Origin of the sequence: Paenibacillus massiliensis 2301065 = DSM 16942, assembly GCF_000377505.1 — a bacterium.
GTDB lineage: Bacteria > Bacillota > Bacilli > Paenibacillales > Paenibacillaceae > Paenibacillus > Paenibacillus massiliensis.
The window spans coordinates 270,374-293,238 of sequence record NZ_KB898187.1; the positions used below are offsets into that span (position 1 = coordinate 270,374).

Annotated in this window: 13 protein-coding genes and 1 pseudogene; 4 read left to right on the top strand and 10 right to left on the bottom strand. The window is 43.3% G+C overall.

The genetic code is table 11. From position 1 onward, the window contains the following. Positions 1-165 precede the first annotated feature (165 nt). Together D328_RS0107785 and D328_RS0107790 are read left to right on the top strand one after the other, a co-directional pair. Positions 166-2,955: an alpha-L-rhamnosidase gene (locus D328_RS0107785; RefSeq protein WP_018884419.1), complete on the top strand. Its 2,790-nt coding sequence runs from the start codon at positions 166-168 to the stop codon at positions 2,953-2,955. A gap of 105 nt (positions 2,956-3,060) precedes the next feature. After that, complete coding sequence (locus tag D328_RS0107790; protein ID WP_018884420.1) at positions 3,061-4,071, top strand: AraC family transcriptional regulator; 1,011 nt, start codon at positions 3,061-3,063, stop codon at positions 4,069-4,071. Between the two features lie 178 nt (positions 4,072-4,249). Here the strand turns inward: D328_RS0107790 and D328_RS0107795 are convergent, their stop codons facing one another. From D328_RS0107795 to D328_RS31485, 8 genes and pseudogenes are all read right to left on the bottom strand, one after another. Next, positions 4,250-4,720 (bottom strand): DinB family protein, encoded by a 471-nt coding sequence (locus D328_RS0107795; protein ID WP_018884421.1) that lies wholly within the window; start codon positions 4,718-4,720, stop codon positions 4,250-4,252. Positions 4,721-4,833: 113 nt separating this feature from the next. Continuing rightward, complete coding sequence (locus D328_RS0107800; RefSeq protein WP_018884422.1) at positions 4,834-5,295, bottom strand: nuclear transport factor 2 family protein; 462 nt, start codon at positions 5,293-5,295, stop codon at positions 4,834-4,836. Between the two features lie 418 nt (positions 5,296-5,713). Beyond that, positions 5,714-6,550, bottom strand: coding sequence for an alpha/beta fold hydrolase (locus tag D328_RS0107805; protein WP_018884423.1), 837 nt, complete (start codon positions 6,548-6,550; stop codon positions 5,714-5,716). Between the two features lie 806 nt (positions 6,551-7,356). Continuing rightward, complete coding sequence (gene xerS, locus D328_RS0107810) at positions 7,357-8,310, bottom strand: tyrosine recombinase XerS (RefSeq protein ID WP_233426174.1); 954 nt, start codon at positions 8,308-8,310, stop codon at positions 7,357-7,359. Positions 8,311-8,812: 502 nt separating this feature from the next. After that, positions 8,813-14,944: a hypothetical protein gene (locus D328_RS0107815; RefSeq protein ID WP_018884425.1), complete on the bottom strand. Its 6,132-nt coding sequence runs from the start codon at positions 14,942-14,944 to the stop codon at positions 8,813-8,815. 20 nt (positions 14,945-14,964) lie between these two features. Further along, the gene (locus D328_RS0107820) at positions 14,965-18,228 is read right to left on the bottom strand and encodes a hypothetical protein (RefSeq protein WP_018884426.1); all 3,264 of its coding nucleotides are present in this window, start codon (positions 18,226-18,228) and stop codon (positions 14,965-14,967) included. A gap of 37 nt (positions 18,229-18,265) precedes the next feature. Then, positions 18,266-19,117 (bottom strand): hypothetical protein, encoded by an 852-nt coding sequence (locus tag D328_RS0107825; protein WP_018884427.1) that lies wholly within the window; start codon positions 19,115-19,117, stop codon positions 18,266-18,268. Positions 19,118-20,468: 1,351 nt separating this feature from the next. Then, positions 20,469-20,585, bottom strand: a pseudogene (locus D328_RS31485) (tyrosine recombinase XerS); the annotation flags it as partial. 177 nt (positions 20,586-20,762) lie between these two features. Here D328_RS31485 and D328_RS0107835 point away from each other — a divergent pair. Further along, positions 20,763-21,005 (top strand): (4Fe-4S)-binding protein, encoded by a 243-nt coding sequence (locus D328_RS0107835; RefSeq protein WP_026281056.1) that lies wholly within the window; start codon positions 20,763-20,765, stop codon positions 21,003-21,005. A gap of 3 nt (positions 21,006-21,008) precedes the next feature. Next, positions 21,009-21,290 carry a GNAT family N-acetyltransferase gene (locus D328_RS0107840; protein ID WP_018884430.1) on the top strand — a complete coding sequence of 94 codons (282 nt, stop codon included), beginning with the start codon at positions 21,009-21,011 and terminating at the stop codon, positions 21,288-21,290. Between the two features lie 148 nt (positions 21,291-21,438). Here the strand turns inward: D328_RS0107840 and D328_RS0107845 are convergent, their stop codons facing one another. Together D328_RS0107845 and D328_RS0107850 are read right to left on the bottom strand one after the other, a co-directional pair. Further along, positions 21,439-21,885: a MarR family winged helix-turn-helix transcriptional regulator gene (locus tag D328_RS0107845; RefSeq protein ID WP_407667783.1), complete on the bottom strand. Its 447-nt coding sequence runs from the start codon at positions 21,883-21,885 to the stop codon at positions 21,439-21,441. 197 nt (positions 21,886-22,082) lie between these two features. After that, entirely contained in the window at positions 22,083-22,784 is a 702-nt protein-coding gene (locus tag D328_RS0107850; RefSeq protein WP_018884432.1) for an SDR family NAD(P)-dependent oxidoreductase, read from the bottom strand. Positions 22,785-22,865: the final 81 nt, after the last annotated feature.

Below are 22,865 nucleotides of genomic sequence, written 5' to 3' on the forward strand. Positions count from 1 at the left end.
TTTTAGAAGCCTTTAGAACCCTTAAAATCCCTCAAAAGCCTATAGAAGCTTCACCTTACCTGTAAATCAAGCACTAAACATGCAGAGATAGAACATTGACCTCCCTCGTTTGGAAACGTTTTAATTAAGATAGCTAAGCAAGAGAACTATGGGGAGGTCGTTACCATGCTAAACGTGAATATGCTTCGATGCGAACATTTCAACAACCCAATTGGACTAGGCTGCCTGCAGCCACGATTAAGCTGGCATATCGAATCGGATAAGATGTATGTCACCCAAAAACGGTTTCAGCTACAGGTGTCTTTAGATAGTGAATTCGATTCGCTGCTCTGGAACCATTTCACTTATTCGGAGCAATCCGTTCTTGTTCCATATGAAGGGCCCCCATTGGAATCTGGGCAACGATATTATTATCGGGTCAAAGTGTGGGCCCAAGGGGCGGGGGACGCGGAGCCGGAAGAGTCGGCGTGGAGTGATGCAGCATTTTGGGAAATGGGTTTATTGTATGAGCGGGATTGGAAAGCACAATGGATCACTGTCCAGGAGCGAAGCATACATGAGGGCTTTCAGGCGCGGGCACCATTTGCAACAACGAAAAGTTTCTCGGTAGAGGGCAGGGTTAGCAAAGCCGTCATGTATGCGACTAGCCTCGGGTTGTATGAATTGCAGTTGAATGGGCAAAGAGTGGGCGATGTGTACTTCACCCCGGGATGGACGGACTATAATAATCGTGTCCAGGTGCAGACGTACGACGTTACGGATCTCATGGGTCAGCAGCATAACCGAATTACGGCGACGGTGGGTGAGGGCTGGTACAGTGGTTATCTGGGGTGGCAAAAACGTAAAGATACTTACGGGGATACGAATGCCTTGCTGCTGCAAATGAAAATCAGCTATGAAGATGGTCGTACTGAATGGATCTGCTCAGATGCCACATGGGAGGAAACGGGCTCTGCGATACTCATGTCGGATATTTATAACGGTGAAATCTATGATGCGAGGCTAGAACTATTGGAAGAGGAAGATTATCCCACCAACGAACGGACAATGGAACGGAAAAAGATGAAAGTCTTATCATTTCCTTTGAGTCATCTCGTCGCTCAGGAGAACGAGCCGGTGCGGATTATGAATCGTCTCAAGCCCGTTGAGCTCATTCGAACCCCTAAAGGTGAACGGGTACTTGATGTGGGCCAAAATATGGTGGGATGGCTGGAATTTAAAGTTAAGGCACCAGCCGGTACGGTGTTGAATCTGGTTCACGGCGAGGTGCTGGATCAGGACGGTAACTTCTATCGGGATAACATTCGGGATGCAGCACAGCAGATTACCTATATTTGTAATGGAAAAGGCACGGAGACGTATCGCCCGCATTTTACGTTCCAAGGCTTTCAATACGTGAAGCTTGAGGGCTTCCCGGACGAGATCAGCATTGAAGATTTCACTGGTGTTGTCCTGCATTCCGGCATGGAGGCAATTGGCACGTTCGAGACATCCAGCCCGAAGCTCAATCAGCTGCAGCATAACATCGTGTGGGGACAAAAAGGGAACTTCCTAGATGTACCAACGGATTGCCCGCAGCGCGACGAAAGGCTGGGCTGGACGGGGGATGCGCAAATTTTTGCGAGAACGGCCAGCTTCAACATGAATACAACGTCCTTCTTTCGCAAATGGCTAAGAGATCTGGCTTACAATCAGATGGAAGACGGGGCAGTTCCTTTTGTTGTTCCAGACGTTCTCAAGGGAACCTTTGCAGATAGCATAAGTAGAACGACAGCAGCTTGGGGCGATGCGGCCGTCATTTGTCCTTGGACGATCTATCAGTGTTATGGGGATAAACAGATTTTGGCCCAGCAATACGATAGTATGAGAGCTTGGGTTGATTATATTCGTACACAAGGAAGCGAAGAGTATCTGTGGGACACCGGATTACAGCTTGGGGACTGGCTGGCATTGGACAGTGAGGAAGGAAGCTATTTCGGAGCAACGGACGGAACATTGATTGCGACGGCATACTTTGCGTATTCAACGCAGATCGTAGCTCAAACGGCGAAGCTGCTCAATCGTTATAGCGACTACAAAAGCTATCAATCGTTACATGCAGGCATTAAAGCTGCTTTTATCACCCGATATTTTAATGATGCAGGCCAGCTCACTTCGAATACACAGACTGCGCAGGTTATCGCCTTGTATTTCGATCTGGTGCCTGAACCGTATAAAAAGCAGGTCATTCAAGAGCTTGTCAGTCTTATTGAAAAGAAAAATATGCATCTGGATACCGGTTTTGTCGGTACTCCGTATCTTTGCTTGGTTTTATCCGATCATGGCTATGCAGATGTAGCCTATACACTATTGTTCCAAAATGATTACCCTTCATGGCTTTATCAAGTTGAACGGGGAGCAACAACGATGTGGGAGCACTGGGACAGCATCAAGGAGGACGGATCGTTTTGGAGCACGGCGATGAACTCTTTCAACCACTATTCATATGGTTCAGTCGGCGATTTCATGTACCGGAACATTACGGGAATTGACCTGATTGAAGCAGGCTACAAAAAATCACGTATAGCACCCAAACCACCCGTGAACTTAACGTCAGCTAATGGTGAATTGGAAACACCGTATGGAGCCCTTAAGGTTCATTGGCAAATTGAGAATGAAGAAATGCGGTGTAGGGTTCATATCCCTCACAATACAACAGCTCACATCACGCTACCAGGTGTAGTGGATAGAGACGAATTGGAGCGGACCATTGCTAAGCAATATCCTTCGATTGCGAACCCGCCAGTAAGCATTCCGCTGGAGTTGGCGAGTACAATGGGGGCTGATGGGAACGATAAAATTTTCCAAGAAAGTGGAGAGCACGCATTGTCATTTACGGTAGGTTCCGGCCAATACGAATTCAATTATAAGTACCAACAGCAGGTTCAGCATCCCAGACGTGCATCCTTAAGCTAAATCGCGTAAACTAGAGGAGAGACTAGGCATCATTTAAAAATTACATTCATCAACGGGCGGACCGGTGCTGCCCGTTTTTTCATTATCGTCGTAGGAGGGACATCAGTGGAGCTTCAAGATCTGGATCAGTTGCTGCGAACCAAAACAGAAATTGAACTGCTGCAACAACAGAACAATGAGGTCTTCAATGACCTTTCTGCAAAATCGGAGGATGAACGATATTTCGACATGCAGCGAAACATTTATCGCATGCCAGCATCGTTTTTCTTTGATAAACACGATATTTTCATCAACAAGCACAACCGCTTCGCTCCGATGTTGGAGCACATGCACGAATTCATCGAGTTGAACTATGTATATTCCGGGACATGCAACCAGATCATAGCAGGGAGGGAAGTTCGGCTTGAGGAAGGCCAGATGTGCGTTCTGGATCGGGATGTACCTCATAGCATCGCCCCTCTAGGAGAGAACGATATCCTCATCAATATTTTATTGCAAAGGGAAACGATTTCTTCGCTGTTCCTGCAACGGTTGTCGAAGAAAAAAAGCGTAATCGGTGAATTTCTAGCCAACTCAGTGCTGCAGCATCAACACCATGATCATTTCATTATTTTCAATTCACAGGGTCACGAGAACCTGCAATACATTTTGCGAAGAATTTTGATAGAATACTTTTCAGAGCATGATGATTCGATGGAATTGGTGAAGTCATACTTACAGATTGTGTTTGGAGAATTGGTTCGCGTATTGAAGAGCGAGCACAACATTCGATTGAATGAACAGGAAAGCAACATAACGGCCATTCTAAATTACATGGAAGAGCACTACAGGGACCTGAGCTTGCAGCAATTATCGGATCAATTTAACTATAACAGTACGTACTTGAGTAATAAGTTGAAAAAAGTAACCGGTCTAACGTACACGCAAATGATCGCGAACATCAGACTGAACGCAGCTTATTCATTAGTCGTAAATACGCAGCTGTCGTTTGAAGCTATCTTTAAACAAGTTGGATATGAAAGCATGAGCTTTTTTTATAAAAAGTTCAAACAGGCTTACGGAGCCACTCCGCAGACCATTCGGAACAAAGCGGTGAAAGAAAATAGAAATGAATGATTCCAACATGTTCCCATTGAAGTCGCTATTATAGCGGTTTTTTTATTTTATCGGTACAAATTCTTGTTCCAACCCAAGGACAAGAATTGTACCGATTGCTTCCATTACTTGAGCTCTATCGGATAGCACCCATGGCAAGCATACATAAAAGAAAGAAATGGGGATAGCACTACTAATCCTAACTGTTAATTATGCTCTTGATATTTTTAATTGTCGCAAAGTGCATTGCCTCATGATAAATCAGAAAACCCAGTAACTGTTCTACCGTTGTATAGGTAAGTCCTGTAGACGACTTGTAATGAGGTTTGATTTCTTCTTTCAATTTGCTTGAAAGTACCGATTCAACCCGTTCTATTTGTTCAATTAACAAGTCAGTTATTTGAGACATCGTTGGAGAGTCTATATCCCAGTCAGAAGGTTTAGTTCCTGGATCAAACAACTTGCTAAAATTAGTAGGATATCTAGTTTCTTCCCCAGTAAGTTGGAAAGCGAACTTCTCATGTACAACATACATGTGGCCTAGATTCCATTTTATATTGTTTTTCAATCCTGCTGGAATAATTTCCGCGGCAGACTCACTTATGCTCCTCACATAATCAACTGCTTGACGGCGAACAAATCCCAATTGATCTACCACAAAATTACTCAAGATTTTGAACCTCCCATAAAGTCACTTTATTAAAGGATGCACCTTCATAACCTACTCACGAAAGACCTCAGTAACGAGAGGAGTTACGTCAGATTTTTCAAAAACAGTGCAGGTTACAGGTTTAAATCGCTTAGGCTTGGATGTTCAGCGGGACGCGAGCCGAGAGGCCAATGAAATTTCCGTTCCTCTTCCTTGATGGGCATGTCATTAATCGAAGCAAATCTACGCTGCATCAAGCCGTCGTCAGCGAATTCCCAATTCTCGTTCCCATACGATCTGAACCAATTACCGCTATCATCATGCCATTCATATGCGAATCTTACAGCAATACGGTTATCCGTAAATGACCAAAGTTCCTTGATAAGTCGGTAGTCCAGTTCTTTGGCCCATTTTCTAGTTAGTAAAGAGACAATTTCTTGGCGGCCTGTGATAAATTCGCTCCGATTTCTCCAATAACAATCCTCAGTATATACAAGTGAGACGCGCTGAGGGTCTCGGCTATTCCAGCTGTCTTCTGCCATACGGGTTTTTTGGATTGCCGTTTCAAGAGTGAATGGGGGAGTTAAATTGTTCATTAAATTTCCTCGCTTTCTGTACCGTTTGTATTAGTATAAACCGATCGGTTTATAAGTGCAAGTTAATATTCCAAGTCCAGTACAAAAGGTTATTCCTTCAGAACTTTAAACCATTTCTTTTAAGGATTCTCTCAAAAGTCGAATCGGTTCATATTCATAATGTACCAAGTAGCTACTATCTTATGCATAGTGGATCTTTTTGTATATCAACGATCATTAGGGATTCGATGCCTCTTATGCATGAATTGTAGAATTTTAGTTACTCTAATTGGGGCCCTACATACATTTTATGTAAACAGATCATATGTAATAATGAAAAGAGCAGAACGCCCCATATGAAGGAGGGGCGTTCTGCTCTTTTCACTTTGTGCTGTTTGATAAATTTTGAGTTCAGTTAAACTTAACCCTGCAAATAAACTTAACCCTGCAAAAATTCAATCAATGCTGCATTAAATTGATCAGGGTGGGTGGCATTAAAGCCGTGTGGTCCACCTTCGACAACCACCAGACGGCTGCCAGGAATGGATTCATGAGTACGTTGTCCACTCACCTCCAAAGGCACGATGGCATCCGAATCACCATGGATAACCAGCGTTGGAATATTGAATTTCTCCAGATCCTGACGGAAATCGGTAAGGGCAAAGGCAGCAATACAATCCAATGTACCTTTAGGAGAAGCCAGAGCTGCAATATCCCGGTTATATATACGGAATGGTTCGCTTACGAGGTCTGTACGTTCTCCTGCAGCGAAAAAGTTGTTTGTGAAACCATCCAGGAATGCTAGACGATCCGTTTTTACCCCATTTTGGAATTCTGCAACCGTTGCATCATCCAATCCTCCTTGAGGATTATCTTCGGTTATATAGAGATAAGGAGGAACTGCTCCTGCAAATACGGCTTTGGACACGCGTTCTGTTCCGTATGTTCCCACATAACGTGCTACTTCGCCGCCACCCATAGAGAATCCGACTAGTGTGGCATCGCGTAGATCAAGGTGCAAAATCAATTTATGTAAATCTGAAGCGAAGGTATCATAGTCATAACCATCCCAAGGTTGGGAGGACTGACCAAATCCACGACGGTCATATGTGATAACACGGTAGCCCGCTTCGATCAGGGCAGGAACTTGCTTCTCCCAAGATCGTCCACTCAAAGGCCAGCCATGAATCAGGATGATGGGTTTTCCCGCACCATGATCTTCATAATACAGTTCAATTGGTTGCGCATTCTCTTCGCCTACATTTACTTTAGCCATGGAAATCCCTCCGTTAACATTTATATTTTCGTTTAAATTTTACATATGCAATTTCCAATTGTCAATTTAACCCAATCACTTCCGTTTGAAGTGATTATTAGGAGATCAGCACACTTGTAATAATGTGAGGCGCTAGTCTGGCTCAGAAACATGAATGGGGGGCTTGTTCATTAAATTTCCTCACTTTCTATACCGTTTGTATTAGTATAAACCGATTGGTTTATAGTTGCAAGTTAATATCGCAGCCAGTCAAAAGAGATAGCCTTATTAAGGCTACCAATGATGTTCCAAAACTGAAGGATCAACTAGTTCATTCACATAGCACAAACAACGATGATATATACTATTCAACAAAAATTTATCAGATGACGATTTGAAGACAGCAAAGCGGGGTCAATAAAATGGATTTAAATAACCTTAAGTTCAATAATGCAATAAGTTGAAATTAAGCAGACAAATGTGCAGAAAGAATTCTGGACTGTGCTTTTTTTTACTACTTCTTCACAAAACTCGTATTTTGTACATATGTATTAAGATTGGCACAGAGCCTTTTAAGAGTTCACTTCCCCTTTCTAAATTGACACAAACCTCCCCCCTTATTATTGACACAAACTTCCCCTTATTAACAGCGTTACAGAACATGATATCATTTATTTGATCGAATTTACATTCACTGGGTTAGGTTTGTATCATTCCGCCGATTATAATGGGGGTTTTGTGTCACTAACGCTTAATACAAGGGGGAATTTGTGTCAAAAGCTCTTCTATTCTAGTCTGATAGTTCACACTCCTTTATGCTTTGTGTCTTATTTATCCATATTATTAACTGCATTTCGCATTTCTTCATTTGTTAAATGTGTATAAATCATTGTTGTTTGTATGGATGAATGCCCTAATTGATTCTTCAATCTTGGAACATCATTATTCTCCATGTGATATCTTGTAGCAAACGAATGTCTCAATGAATGAACTGTTAAAGACGGTTTCCCAAAGGCTGTGGCATACTTTTCAATCAACTTCTCAATAGACCTAGCTGTTAATCGTCGGCTTTTTCCTTTACGACCAACTGGTGCTGCCATAAACAAATAATTGTCGTTTTTCTCTGCTTTGTATCGTTCTTCTCGGACCTTAAGGAAATTTTCTAAATCCCACAATGCTTGCTTGCTAAAATACACATACTGTTCTTTGTTACCTTTTCGCAATACTTGAACTTGACCTTTAACGATGTCTAGATCTTCTATATTTATGCCAGCGACTTCTGACAATCGTAAACCTGATCCCAAGATTAAAGAGACGATAGCCGTGTCACGTTCACGATTAAATTCATGAAAATGTTTAAGTCGTTTGTTTTCTTTGTTAATTACACCATAGTCATGAGCAACAAATTGTCGGAAAATCTCAAAGTCATCTTCTCTAAGGATTTTCCCTTCAATCCGATTCGCAATGGTTTCTTGAGTCTCTTTTACAGTGTTGAATACCAATTTCGCCATAACATTACGCAATATATATGGCTTCAACTCAGAGGTTTCTGCTTTGTTTTGTAGATAATCAAACAATGATTTGAGAGCCGATAATTTGCGGTTTATCGTATGACTGGAGTTGTTCAACTGATATTCGAGAAAAGATAGAAAATTCTCAATCTCCCTGACCGTCAATTTCTCCAGAGTTTCTAAACCTATATTTTTACGGCTATCAGCAGCATAATTTTCCGATTTTTCTTTAACTTTCGGGGTCCACCCTAGATCAAACGCTTGACAAATAAAGAACTCAACATCTTTGAGTCTAATAATTTTCAAATTGAGATGTTCTGTATTGGGGAAGATTCCCTGTTTTCATAAAGCTGCACCATTTTTTTCTGAACTCGATTGTAAACGTATTTCGTTGACGTTTCAGGATTGCGGAGATCCGATCATTAACTCGATAGGTTAATTCTACAAGCCTTTTTTTAACTGTCCAACTAAGTGTAGACGATCCACCCTATCGTTGATTAGAAGGGGGGATTTATGTCACTCTACAACTGTTATGAATCTAGGCAAATGACCCCTTATTTTGACGATAATGTCTTAAGGATTTCTATAAATGATACTTTTGTGGCAATCTGCATTAGATCTTGTTAGTTTTACTTAGACTAATATTTAGCCAGCACTAGGACTATGTTCTTGTCCTCGACAATTTAAATAATACATTAAATGAGATGCTGATGCCCTTCAGAGGACATCAGCATCTCATTAATCACCTTATTTTCAGATCTAAAATGTTCATTTAATTTAAGTTAATTTTATTCAATGGGAGCTCAAGCCTACCCAAGGACAGAACGGACTTCGTATTGGTAGCCTCTTGTTGGTGAGGGTAAACCTTGAGATTGATTACGAACTTTCCTTGTTCCCCGATTGGTCCGTCCTCCCTATTCATACAATACTCAAGCTCGCTGCAAAATGCTTTTACGGAAACATCATCATCCGTGTAAAGGAACGGGTGCTTCAAGCAAATCGGGATAGATACCTCCGCCTCATCTCCTTCATCCATTAAGGGGCGGGTTGTTTGTACCCATAAATACGGGTATCGATAAACGGCCGAGCAAACAAGCGTACAAGGATAAATCTCATTCGACCCGGGTTTGAACAATTCCTGGAGCAGCGTTTGAATGTGGGCCTCCACCGTTCGGATCGATGTATTTGACTTTAACGCCGAAATATCAATGCCGGCATTGCTTTTAATAACAGGGGCTACAGGATCAGCAGGCATCACTTTGGGAGTACGATACACAAACGCTTCTGCCGTAGCCTCTTGGTAGGTGGAACTGCCTTTAAGCAACAACTCGTTCCGAGTCTTATACAAAGAAGCGCGAGCGCTCCGAATGCTAAGAATATCGATCCCGGTAATCGTAACTGTCTGTTCTATGTCCGCCAGATAAAGCTTTTCCTTATTCGTTAAATACCGCTTGACTGTCGCGTCGTTTAACGTCTCTTCGACGAAAAATCGGAATATCGAACGATCATCAGATTTCGATGTTATTTCGGACTGATATCCGGCAAGCCGAATCTGGATATCCGAGGCCGGGATAGGCCCGGTTACGGAGTCAAGTACTATTTCCAATGTTGAATTCCCATCCTCCGCCTCGGCTTGATCAACAATTCGTGACCATGTATGAAATGTAGTGATCAAACCGGACGATTTGGTCTTAGGAAGTCGCTTTGACCTTGACAACCAGCTGTCCGCGATACCTTGAACTGCCTTAAGCAAACAAGCGGCTGCTTTTTCTTTGCCCGTGTCAAGAAGCATATGGGTTCGGATATCTTTCATTATATGCCGAAGCTGGGCCATCGCTTGCGCAAGATTGTCATCCGCAGTAAAGTGAACCGGCGAGTCGTCTTCATTCCATTCGATTTCGTATTTCATTTCGTCCTGGGCAGGTGCGTCGTGTCCTAATTTGTAGCCAAAGGTATAGTCCCATTTTCTGACTTCTTCCAAATTACTCGAGTCCTCCGGAGCGGACCATTCGTGCCGCGTTAATTCAGGAGGGACGGGATGTCCTTTAAGCATAACAATTATCATTCGATCCCCCAATTTGAGTTCATAAGGATTGACTAACTTAATCCAGGCAGAGGACTTGAACCTCTTCTCATCCGTTGCGACATGTTCGATATGACTCACCTTGTAAGTAATTCCTTCCGCCATATACTTGGAATATCCTCCGGCATCTTTGACATTGAACAAGTACGACAACAGGTTCATCCCTGCCGACAGGGGCAGCTTGGCTTTAGAAAAAGAAGCCTGTACCTTTGTGTTACTTGGTTGCTCTGGATTCTCCTCTATCCCGGTAACATTCGCCGCAATCAAGCCGTAAAATCCAATGGATTCCATCAGTTCGGGATCTCCGCTCTCTAATTCGACACGTACCGGCTGCTGTATAATCGTGTCTTGATCGTAAGAAGCGGATAGTTGAACGAGCATGGCGTCCAAATAACGTTTCCGGGCGGCAGCTAAGTCATCTTGACTGGAATTTGACTCTTTTAATAACTTCCCTAGGTGGTTGACATTACTTGTGAACGAATTTGCGTTTTTTTCCTTGCATTTTAGAATTGATTCTAAAGTGAGACCCTGATCGATCTCCCCGATAACCTGAAGAAATGGCGGTCGAAGCATTTCATCGATAAACTCAAACGTTTCCAATGTCCATTGGTCCAAATCTGCCTCTTGCTCGGCAAAAAGGGTAGGATCACTAACGGATTCTCCCGGCTCCGCGAATGAATCATAGTTTTGTACAAGAAAGCTTCGTTTATGTTTCACGGTTTCTAAAGGGGCCGCCGCGTAAAGGAACGTATCGGTTTGCAGCTCAATTTTGATGTTGCCGTGCTCACCGATGCCGACTATCCACAAACGATTGGCATCCTCCCCCTCAATCCATGCTCCCCGGGCTAATTTGTATTTTTGGTTCTCCTCTATCACATCGGCCAGTTGCTTCAAAGTTTGCTTGTCTTGAACATAAGCTCCAGGTTGACCGGGCTGGGCGGTCAATTGGGTTACGGATTCGTGAGCAATTCGGCTGTATCCGTTTTTCGCTTCAGGAATGCTCATGAGCTCCGGATCGATTAGCTTCGCTTCGGTTCGTTTGATCGACAGATCCACGCTGAATTCAAAAACGGGCTCTTTAATGTCCCAATTCACGTCAATTGTTGCAGATAATACTGTTGTAATTGGGCTTGGGGCCGTTATTGACCTCAGGCTGCACCAACATTCCAGAGCATATTGTTTCAAATCCGTCGTTACCGTGACTTGATGATTACCGATCGAGGAACTTATATATGCCTGCACATCAGTGCGCGATATATGATGATATGCCGTAGCATAAATATCTTGGGCCACTTCCGGGTCCGTCAGCTCCCGCGGATCGAAATGGAGGCTGATGCTTAACGACATGCCTTTCTCCAAACGGTATGCCATCGTTGTTCCCGGCCATTGATGAACCGGAACGACAAAATCCCGGTACAGAATGGGCATTTCATAATGCGTACTCCAGCTATCAAGCACATTCCCGAATCCGTCCCGGGGAGTAAGCTTAAGGCGCAAGTTCTCCCCGATATGGGAATACGGATCATATTCGGGTTCCTGACAATCAACTACTGGGCCAGATACAGGCGGTATATTCTCAATGCGCAGCACGGAACGGTACTTCCGCCATTCCTCCGGTTCGGCGGAATTTGTATTCGCGGGACATGGGAGTACATTAACGACGGACACAGGCGCAATGGGTACATCTGCAGCATCCTGATCGTCAAATACTCCGTTTCCTTCTACTTTCGTACCGATCAAATGAAACATCCGGCGGAGATAGGTGGCCGGATCGAACGAACCCTGCGGAGTTGGAGCAGGATGCGGACGATATACTTCCAAACCTACATGACCGGGCTGGAGTATAGGCACCTTTTGGTATAACAACTCATCCAGGAAAAAATAACTGGCCGGCTTGTCCGTTACAGGTTCGGATGTAACTACTGCATTCATGTAAGGGGCGAGCGTCGCAAGCGAGCTGTAGCTCAATAGGAGCTGAGCCTCGAAGACATCGCCGTTCCCGTAATTGGACCACTCGCTGCATATATATTTTAAATAAAACCCGCCGGAATTTACGGTTCCGCTTTTATATAGCGAAGAGGAAAAGATATCCAGTACATTATTACTATTGGTTAGAGTTAGTCCTTCACTATCTTTTGGCTCACTGAACGTCGTCAGATTGCTCCGGAAAATCATCACGGGCTCATCATGGGAAACCCATTCGCTTGTCTGGCTGTCGCAATGCAGGATATGAACGCTTTTCAAGTGTACTTCATCCGCCGGAAAGTGACCTGTCGGAAGTTTTCGAGCCAGTCGTTCGAGAAGCTTTTGTCCATAGCCGGTTGCACCGCGCAATTCGTAAAGGTTGTCATACTGTGTCTTGACCAGCTTGACTTCCACGAAGGTTGCCAAATCATATTCCGAGCGTTGTATTTCCTTACATTCTAATTGATCTCTGCGGCACAACTTTAGTAAAGGAGGGTCGTTACTTATAAGCCTGCGTCCCAGCGCGGCCGAGAATACATGGAGACCCTTACTTTGTCTGGAGTAAATACTCCAGTTAGCTCCCGGCTTGGCCGGGAAGGATTGCGGGACTTCGGCATAAGGCCGAAGCGGTCGAATACAGGGCCATTCTTGATCGGGCGATGGAACTGCCACATCCAACAGATCCCGCATACGTTGGAGTTCGCAATCCGGGAAAGTGACCTCCAGCTTATCTTCATCTCCAGGAGGTTCCGTACATGTATTCATTTTTACCGCTAGTTTGTTTCCCTTCTCAAGGGTAAACTTTAATTTCGAGATTTCATCCGGTTGGATTGCAAATAATTGTCCGATTTCGGAGTAAATGGAGTTTTGGGTACCCCCCTCTGTGACGCGCAGTCCAAACAGCGCAAACCGAGATTTCATGGCGGCCAGATTGGATACGAGAGTCGTCTTATTATCATTCGTTTTAGCTTCCAATAATTCTTTGATAAATACTTCTATACGCTCCGTTTTATCGCCGATGGTTCTCACAGCAAAGTTAATGATTGACTTAATGACCAGGGTTACCGCGTCTTGCATCCAGTGCACACACATCGTCTTTGAACGGGCTGATACACTCGTGCTTGGCTGTAGAAGAGATTCGTCATATCTCCGCTGGGAATTCGTTCGTTGATCCGCCATGTTTTTGTACATATAGTTCTTTATTTTTTGGATGTTTTGTTTCGAACGGGGCATTTTTTTGTCATAATCCCACTTGTCATCTTCAATCGTTCCATCATTCTTCGTTTTTTCCAGGGTCAACTTAAAATCAGGAAGCATTGGGAAAAATACGAACGATTGTATCTCTGCCTCAGGGTCTTCCGTACAGTCATCTGCCTCGGGGGGACATACATGAAATTCGAAATAATCATTTAGAAAAGGGACGATATGTTGTTCATAATCAATTGGAGATTGCGAAATCCCGTCCTTAATTAATAAATCTTGAATATTCTTCAGCTGCTGTCCACTGATGTTCTGACTCATTAATTCGTCATAATTCGTGTCCCTGCCTAATAAATACGCATTCACCGCCCATAGAAATAATCCCTCGATCCACTTCGAAAAAGAAGGATCTGTTGCCTCGGAGCCCGGAGCAGACATATATAGCATAGCTGCGCACTGAGCATCTTTGTTCCCCCCTTCGTCTCGAATAGACAGATGCGGCAAGAAGTACAGCGAAATTTTCTCTTTTCCGCTTTTCGGGAAAACCCGCTTCCAGACCAATTTATCTTCATCTTGAAATTCCGGTGCATCCAACAATAGAGCAGGACTATACCAAGGAGCGTCTTCGGGCCGATCTTCGCCCATCGTAAAGTCCATTTCAAAATGTTCATGAAACTCTTTCGTTATCTTTCCTTTAGTGAATCCGAAGTTGACTTCAATTTCCCCCGAAGCGTCCACATTGAAATCAAAAACAATATCTGAGCTTCTGTAGGCCTCCATGATTAAATTGGCGGTGGTGCTTACCTCACAATCGATTTCCGCCGTTAAGACCTCCAAATCCACTCGCCCAAAAATATTCCCCGCCAGTCCAAGCACGCCCTTGTACCAGTTAAATTTGTCGTGTTTCGAAATGTCACCAGCTGATCTAAATGTGGCGATAGCCCCCTCAAGAATGCCAATTCCAGTAATACTTAAACCCGCTTCCAGAATCCCTTGTCCGAATGACTTACCGTAACCGAGCTTTACGGCTATTCCCGCTTCAATGATGGATTCAAAGCGGCCTACATCTTCTTTAACCTCGGGGACATTGGCATATGCCGAGGTTTCATTACTCTTGCGAGAAAAGTAAATTCCTCCCCAGCCGATATACGGAGGCGCTTCAATGCAAAGAGACCGCGAAAAATCAAGGCCTGCCGGGAATCCGATATCTATCTTAAAGTCCCCGTTACGGTACAAATCGAAGGAAACCTCCGGAATGACTATTTTTACGGCTCCCATATCGGTTGAACGTTGCGCGTCGGGAAGTTGAATTGCTCCGGAAAAACGGCCTGGGGCCCCTTCTCTTTTCTCATATTGCACTTCTGCCTGCAGGCCCTTGAACGGACCAGCCATTCCATCATTATCGAGTCCGATAAAAAGCCCGTAGCGATTATGCAGATCCTGGAACAATGCGGCCAAGTGGATATAACGAAGGGGTTTAAACTTAAGCCCGGCAATCCATCCGCTGTTGGGGTCATACTTTAGATTATCCGGGAAAGAGTCACCGGCAGGTCCAAATACTTCCTCCATCTTATCAACCGTAGCTTCGACAGAGTGGGATTCATCCAGCTCATCTGAAGTAATAAACTGCCCAAGCGCTGCAAATTCTTCTTTCACGGCCTTGCACTCCTCTCTGCTTAAATATTTGTCGTTGCGTACCAACCAAGTCGCTTCTTATTTTGAGGATCTTCATAGAATCCAAAATTGAAACTGTAGTTTCTTCCGAACAAATTTACGGAAGCTTCAGTCACCATACGGTAAGTATTATTTTCACTCACCGACAATTTGAAGGCATTCGGCATGACCAAATTCAGCATTTCCTGCAATGCTATCATCCCGCGGCTGGGATCTACTCCGGGGATCTTTATCCCGCAATAGACTTCTTCATGTGCATTCCATCCAATAAGGAAGCTGCCGACTAATGCCCCTTCCGGTACCAACTTTCCCAAGGTTCCCAAATCGATGGCATATTCAAGCCCGTACCAGTTCTCATGATGATGAGAACTGCCTACACCGTCTAGTTTTATTTCCATATACCCAGCTTGCTTCCATTCATCTATGTTTTTTGCAACCATTAACTTGCGCAGGCGTAGCGGGAAATGATCACCCAGGCTATTAATGCGCTGAGCGCTTTTGTCAGGATCGAGTTCGATCTGAAACGGATCAAAGTCAAAGGTCGGTGGAGTAAAAGGATCACTTACATTAAATTCCATGGTGATTCCCAAATTATTGAACAATAAACCGTTATCGCCCTTCCCATATCCCAATATGTCCATGGCGTGAATGGGACCGATTAATTTTTCGATAAAGGACTTCCAGCCCCAGATCGAGAATCGCGATTTAATATTCTTTTTATCTGTGGCATCCGTAGTTTGAAAGCTGACCTTGATCATCTTTATAGCTTCTAAAATCGGGTGAGTACCTTTCATTTTGGCAATAGTTGCACTGTCTGTTTGAAAAACATAGGAAGGGACTCCTTCGTGCCTTTCGATAGAGCCGGTTAATGTCACAACCGGTTCTTGGGTTGGATCCCCGATAAACATCTCGGTTTCATATAACTTCCGAATGAGAAGCTGCATTTTTGACTCGAAGGTTTCGATATTGGAGTTTTCAAAACGTGCTTTTAGTTCGGTTACCTGAAATCCCAACGGTTGGCTCCCCCAAACATTGGCATCATCTTGATAGTGGATATACCCAAACCAAGAACTTAGCTTGTCCATGCTTAATCCGTCATCTTTCCATTCGACCCTGCCGCCATTCAGGCCGATGTGATGAGCCTTGAACGGTTTCTGCGGATTGATGCCGCCAAGCAATCCAATAAGCTCATTCGGCATATCTTCTTTTCTAATATCCACATTCAATGCCAATATGCCTGTCCAATCCGGTTTATGGCATAGGCGGTGAAAGGGAATAAGCTCCGGCGGCAGTCGATCCTCTTCTTCGTCCACTCGGCAATAACTTATCAGCGCATCGGAAAGCTTGTCCAGATGTTGTTTGTTAAATTGTTCCGGATTTCCCCAGAGGGCGGGTTTCTTCAGCCATTCGGCCAGCTTTCCAGGGGCATATTTCATAATTACAATGTTACGGTTATCGCGGTTCTCGGGATCTCCCGGAAGAGATTCCGGAATATTTATTTGAAACGGCCAATCCGAAATAGAGATTTTATTATTAAACTGATTCCAGTGCGTCTTGCTGTTTATGGACATCACAAGAAAGAGGCGGCTGGACAGCATAGTGTTGCGAAAAGTATTCGATAGCCCCATGAATTCAACTCTTTCCCTCTCCGGTCCAAGTTTTGACGAATCGGGATTCCTGTCATTCTGGCCAAGCACAAGAGTATCCCATGAGCCCGCCGATTCGCTGACGAGCAACCCTTGCGGAGTTGCGGACCAGCCGTTTTCCGAAGATGAATTCGCCGTACGCGTGGCGCTTGCGGACTCGGAAAAACGGTCCATGAGCCGTTTTCGGTTAGGAGCGATGGCCAACCGCTCAAAGGACAATGCCGCCTCCATATCCGGGGCATTTTCCCTCCGGATTCCTTGAAATGGGACTAGAGGCACACTATGGACCTCTTTCATCCAATCAAATAGTTTGGGCTCATGAAACCTGCTCACTCCATCCGTTAGAGGCCGATGATGGGGCTCTTCTTCTGGCTGTGAGGAATAAACGATCGGCGGCGATTCCGGCAGCCTGTTCTCGCTTGGCCTAATCGATATCCAGGCGGTAGAAGCGGAGTTCTCTAATTCGGGAACCGACAACAACTCCCCGGAATGTGCCGGATCGGCAGGCCAATAGGCAGCGCAGCCAGGCACAAACAACATACGATCGCCCGCATAAGCACCGAAAGCGGGATTGAAAATTACGGACTCGGTTCCTGTGGTGCCGCAGAGCAGATTTGTTGATTGAACGGACTTTTCAATGGATAAGGAGAAATGCCCTTGCGGAATTGTATAGGCTGTTTGTTTGTAATCGTGGGAAAATACCAGTAAGGCGCTGTCTGCCAAGGGGCGAGGCTCCTCGGATATGGATTGATTGTCAAACTCAAGTTGCGGAAGAAGCATGATCTTATGCCCGAAAGAGGTGCGGAAGTGACTGGGTAACAGGGGGATTATTGAATCTTTCGTACGATCAAATGCCATGTATGAGCGAAGGCCGGCATGCGGAGTCCGAGCAAATTCACGGTTATACGGGTCGGTCGGATCCAAGGATACGCGGAATAATAATTTCAATCCCGGCGTCGGCTCAAATACGGGATAGAACTGCTCGGGGACGGTTGGGGTTGGTTGATCCTTTTTGAGATAAAAGTATTTCAAACCTAAGTTAAACTTGCTATTCAATTCTTCCGACGCAATTTCGACGGTAAACCGGAACGTTCCTCCATCTTTGCCGCCAAAGGGTAACAGTACAGCAGCACTTTGGATAAGCGGTTGCTCGTCTAGTTCTTCCATAAATCTAATATTTTTCGATTCCCTGTTAAATACAAACTCGAGTTGTTCTTTATCCGAATTAAATTTCACCGCTGTGTTGCGGTCGATGATAAATGATATGCTCTCTCCTAAAGATACATCATAATCCTTAGCCGATAGATAATCCGACGGCCTATTGGGTTTTAATCTTACAATAGGTCTTTGTATGGAGCCATCGGGGTTGAGCCATATCAGCCAGGTTTGGTCATGTTGATCTCCCAACAGCTTTATAGCCTCGTTCAGATCAGCATAATCCGGCTTCGAAACAGCAAACACGAAGATGCCCTTGTTATTCCAGGCGTCGCCTAAAGACAAGGAATTCGATTGAAGTGTTCCTCTTGGCCGGAATCCCCGCCATCCTACCGTATCCATTTCTGCGGCAGCATAGAAGCTGTAAGTCTGATCCGTGGGCAAGTAATGTAGAGCGGATTTCATGGAATGTCACCCCTGTATGTGTAAACTTCTTGTTGTTCTATGGGCATTCATTGCCTTCATGAGTCCAGCTTGCTAATATCCGTGGCTGGATGTTATGCCAGATATTATTAATCATAAACATTCCGTCTATGCATAGTTTGCCGCAAACATGAAATTGAGGGATAAACAAGTCAATACTTTTTATCCAGACTTGCTGGACCGTGCTTTTGGAGTGGATTCCGTTTACCGGGCACAGAAGGACATCATTTTCTTCAATATTTTGATTGTACAGGATCAAAGGATCTTCATTTCTGGAACCTTGCTTGTAGTCCCTCACCATCCAAGTATTAGTGGACAAATCCGAGAAGAAGACTTCGGCAACATTTAAAAAACCTCCCGGCACGTTTTGATGAATATCGACTGAAATTTTGAGCGGCCCGCATTCATGCGTGCGTCCTATATTTTTTGGAATACCTGCTGTATTTGGACAATCAGGTGTAAATCCTATCCATTCTGCGATTAAATATGTCAACGATTGAGGAGATCTCCCGAAATGGTCGGTCAAAATCCCCTGTACAAACACTTTGCCGTTGGTCTTCCCCACATCAGGAACATAACTGATACGCACCCGGAAAGTCTGAGGGCAATCCCGTAATCCGGAAACGAAACATGCGTCCTGTTCCAATTTATCTTGATCCAACAAAACGCGGGTTTCGGACGTTCCCTGCACAATCATAAACGAGGATTTCTTGCGAAACTGAACTTTGATTAAATCGATCTCGTAACCTCCCAAAGAATACAGATATACGATAGCCTCTATTTCATGATCGCCTTTACCTATTACGGTGTGGCAGATTAGAGGATCTTTACACGGAGGAATTTGTCTTGGATTCGTAAGTTCTTTATTCATAGGGGACCTCTCTTTCGCACTTTACGCATTGTTTCGATCTTATTTATATGCTAAAAGAGCCCATTTGGTACGTGTACAAGCTAATAGTTTCTAATAATCTAACAGGGACTAAGAAACGTTTTTCAATTGGCCCGATTCATCGGATTCATTCATCGGAACCTTTTTGTCTCGCTGCATATATTTGATAATTAACAAATATTTGAATGAGAAAGCTCGGAGAATCATAAGTTTTATCTTGAGGTTGTATTTCCTGCTCGTTAGTATTCTGTTAATTATGACTAACACTATAAAAAGATTGTAGTTTTTATCAAATTGACTCCGACCTATTCATAGCTCCTTCGGTCTCTTCAGAAGCTAACACGATACTCGCGTAAAACCAGCTTGATCTAGCCATAAAATCCCGCCTACGGTATGGACTAACGCCAAACCGCCGAATACAAGGGGACATTTGTGTCAATCTCCAGGTAAAAGGGGAGAATTGTGTCGTAAAAAAATGACACAATTCTCCCCTCATAAACAAAAAGAACCCTTATAAAATAAGGATTTCTTAAAAGGGTACTTTTGTGTCAATCTACATTTTTGATCATTGATATTAATCTCACAAGCGTTTCTTAAAAAAATGAATATTTCTTCCTTCCCAGTTTTAATCCACATATCAAATACAGTTTCGATAATCTCACCGGCAACTGATACAACGATTTTTTTTGGCCTCTCGCAGTAATATTCTACGCTAAGATCCGTTTCAACCATTACCCAGTTGTCATATTGTAGTGGGCTGTAGAGTCTAATTTCTCTTTTTAATCTTCGGCTAAAAGCGAAAAATCTGTTCCGACCCATTTCATTGTTTATTTCCTTAATAGGCGAATACACCCGAATACACCCCAATACTTTTTAACTTTCATTTATAGGATTTCGTCACAAACCAATGTTTTCCTTTGACGAAAAAACACTGTTTTTATCGAATGCTGGATTAATTTTAGTATCAATTGAGGATTAAATTACAAGAGGACATTACTTCATATAGATGCAAGAAATTATTCTCCATTCACAGGGATATTCTCGTGTCAATATCCAATTATAGTGGTAAAATGGTGTCACTAAACAATGACACCATTTTACCACTATAATTAAAAAGAACCCTTATAGAATAAGGATTCTCAGAAGGGGAGTTTTGTGTCAATCTACACTTTTGTACATTGACATAAAGTTCCCTACTAAAATGACACAAAGTTCCCTACTTGATCGAAATATTTCCCTGATTTCTTTAATTAACAAGCAAATTTGGAACTTGATCTGTATTTCTTCATCATTTTTCTAGCCTGGTAGGCAACTTTATGTCACGCTCTCCACATTATTTATCCATGTTGTTTACAGCGTTCCTCATTTGATCATCTGTTAAGTGCGTATAAATCATTGTAGTTTGTATTGAAGAATGCCCTAATTGATTTTTTAATTTTGGGACATCATTACGGAGCTCGGACAAAACTTGGGAGATTCGTCGCGTTGACTTATTAGCGATTCCTCTTTATAATTCGGACATCGAGAGCCAAGGCAGATCATCCTTGAGACGAATGCTAATACGATGTCTAATTCATGGATCTGGGTCTCTTTAAACAAACTCAAATGTGAAAGTTGTGAAGGAATTATGAGTAAACAGAAAGTATACTACGGTAAAGAGATCGAAGTGATGTTTAATTCTGAGGTATGCATTCATTCCGGTATTTGCGTAAAGGGTCTTCCTGGTGTTTTCGATTTGAGCAAGCGTCCTTGGGTTAATCCCGATGGCGATACGTCAGAGGCCATTGCCCAGCACATTGACACATGTCCAAGTGGAGCGCTGACGTATAGACGCCTGGACGATGAATATTCAACAAGGAAAGAGGAATGAAGCATGCATAGCGTAGAACATGAAACGGCTAACAAACGATTTCTTATTCAAGATAACGGCGACATTGCTGCGGTGATGACCTATGTAATCTCAAGTCCGGAGCTTTACATTATTGATCACACATTGGTCGAAAATGCTTACCGGGGACAAGGACTTGGTGATAAGCTTCTCAAAGCCATGGTGGAATACGCACGGGAAAACGGTATTAAGATTTTACCCTTATGCCCGTTCGCCAAGGGACGTTTCGATCGTATTCCCGAATACGCGGATGTTCTCAATAAATAACAACAATCTAATTAGGGTAGTAATAAGAAAAAAGAGCCTGAGAGTACGAGACTTCATCGTCCCCTTCTGGCTCTTTTTAAGTTTCTGCTCAAAAATAGCGACCCTGGCTCTAGTTATATTCAATAAGAAAGTTACTGTATACGATCTATCAAACTTTTTCCTTCAGTTGTTCAACATTTTTGTTTAATTGCGCTAATATTTTTCTAAGCACAGTTAGCTCCGCATCATTAATTTCAGTTAATAGCTCCTTGGCAAAATACTCTTTTTCCTTTTGTGAGGATTCAATCAATTTTCTTCCTTCATCCGTTAATTGGACTAAAATGATACGATTATCTCCATCTTTTTTTCTTCGCGATACGATCTTATTGTCCTCGAGCTGTTTGAGATGTCTGGCGACAGCTGCCTTATCAAGCGTCACTTTCTTTTGTAAGTCACCTTGACTTATTTCAATCTCTTGATATATTAATGCGAGTATTTCAAAGCGAGATTGGCTGATGCTGATGTATGCATCAAATGTAGTATTTATGGCGTTGTTTACACGGTACATTTCGTATAACAACTTCGACTCCTGTGACCAATCTTTGCTCAAAACCATCACATCTTTCGTATTAATATTGGACTGCAATCTACTTGCAATGTATTAGACAATATACAATTTATTTTCTTTTTTTACAAGTACGCTGTCCTACACCACTGCAAAAACATGTTTTTATTTCGCTGGGGCGACCTTCCTTCTCATTCCAAGCCTAAAAGCCCTCTCTCAAGTAGAAAGAGGGCTTCCAAAAATATTACTTAGTACACGGACAGCGTACCGTCATAGTTAATCACTTGTCCATTGTGGTTCTCATCATCCAAAACAAAATTAACGATTAATTCCGCTGCTTGAGCAGGTGTCTTTACAAAATCTCCTGTCATATTTCCGTTCAAATCTGTTGTAACTGCTCCAGGCATCACTGTGAAAATCTCCACAGGAATATTCTCCTTCTCAAAACTCATTCCCCAAGACTTGGTCATGATATTCAAAGGAGCTTTGGATGTTGTATAGGCAAATGCATTGAAGTATGGTAACGGCTCAATAGGTATACTGATATTTTGAATAATGCCCTTATTGGCAATCAGTAGCGGGAGCAAGCCTTTTGAGAGTGCAAAAGGACCGATGAAGTTAACTTCATGAGTGGCTTGAAGTTCCTCTACAGTAAATTCCCATCCAACCTTATGCATATCGCCTGGAATACCGGCATTGTTCACCAGTAGCGATAAATCTGTGTAATTCTGCGTAATCGTTGCTACTGCATTCTCAATACTGTGTAAATCAGCTACGTCTAACAATAGCAAATGTGCATCACCAAAAGCTCGAAGTGAAGCTACTGCCGTATCTCCTCGCTCCTGATCACGTGCCCCAACTAAAACACGATATCCTGCTTCTAACAACTTTTTTGCGATCTCATATCCAATCCCTTTATTCGCACCCGTTACTAATGCTGTCTTTGTCATCTATGTTTCTCCTTTGCTACGGGCAATCTTAAATTCACTGCTCCGTAAGTTTTCTTCAATAACGTTGATATATCAACGTTG

Bases quoted from the DNA above. Each gene is read 5' to 3' on its own strand.
- D328_RS0107785 (WP_018884419.1), top strand. From the start codon at position 166: ATGCTAAACGTGAATATGCTTCGATGCGAACATTTCAACAACCCAATT.
- D328_RS0107820 (WP_018884426.1), bottom strand. From the start codon at position 18,228: ATGAAATCCGCTCTACATTACTTGCCCACGGATCAGACTTACAGCTTC.
- D328_RS0107840 (WP_018884430.1), top strand. From the start codon at position 21,009: ATGCATAGCGTAGAACATGAAACGGCTAACAAACGATTTCTTATTCAA.
- D328_RS0107800 (WP_018884422.1), bottom strand. From the start codon at position 5,295: ATGAACAATTTAACTCCCCCATTCACTCTTGAAACGGCAATCCAAAAA.
- D328_RS0107825 (WP_018884427.1), bottom strand. From the start codon at position 19,117: ATGAATAAAGAACTTACGAATCCAAGACAAATTCCTCCGTGTAAAGAT.
- D328_RS0107835 (WP_026281056.1), top strand. From the start codon at position 20,763: ATGAGTAAACAGAAAGTATACTACGGTAAAGAGATCGAAGTGATGTTT.
- D328_RS0107850 (WP_018884432.1), bottom strand. From the start codon at position 22,784: ATGACAAAGACAGCATTAGTAACGGGTGCGAATAAAGGGATTGGATAT.
- D328_RS0107845 (WP_407667783.1), bottom strand. From the start codon at position 21,885: ATGGTTTTGAGCAAAGATTGGTCACAGGAGTCGAAGTTGTTATACGAA.
- D328_RS0107805 (WP_018884423.1), bottom strand. From the start codon at position 6,550: ATGGCTAAAGTAAATGTAGGCGAAGAGAATGCGCAACCAATTGAACTG.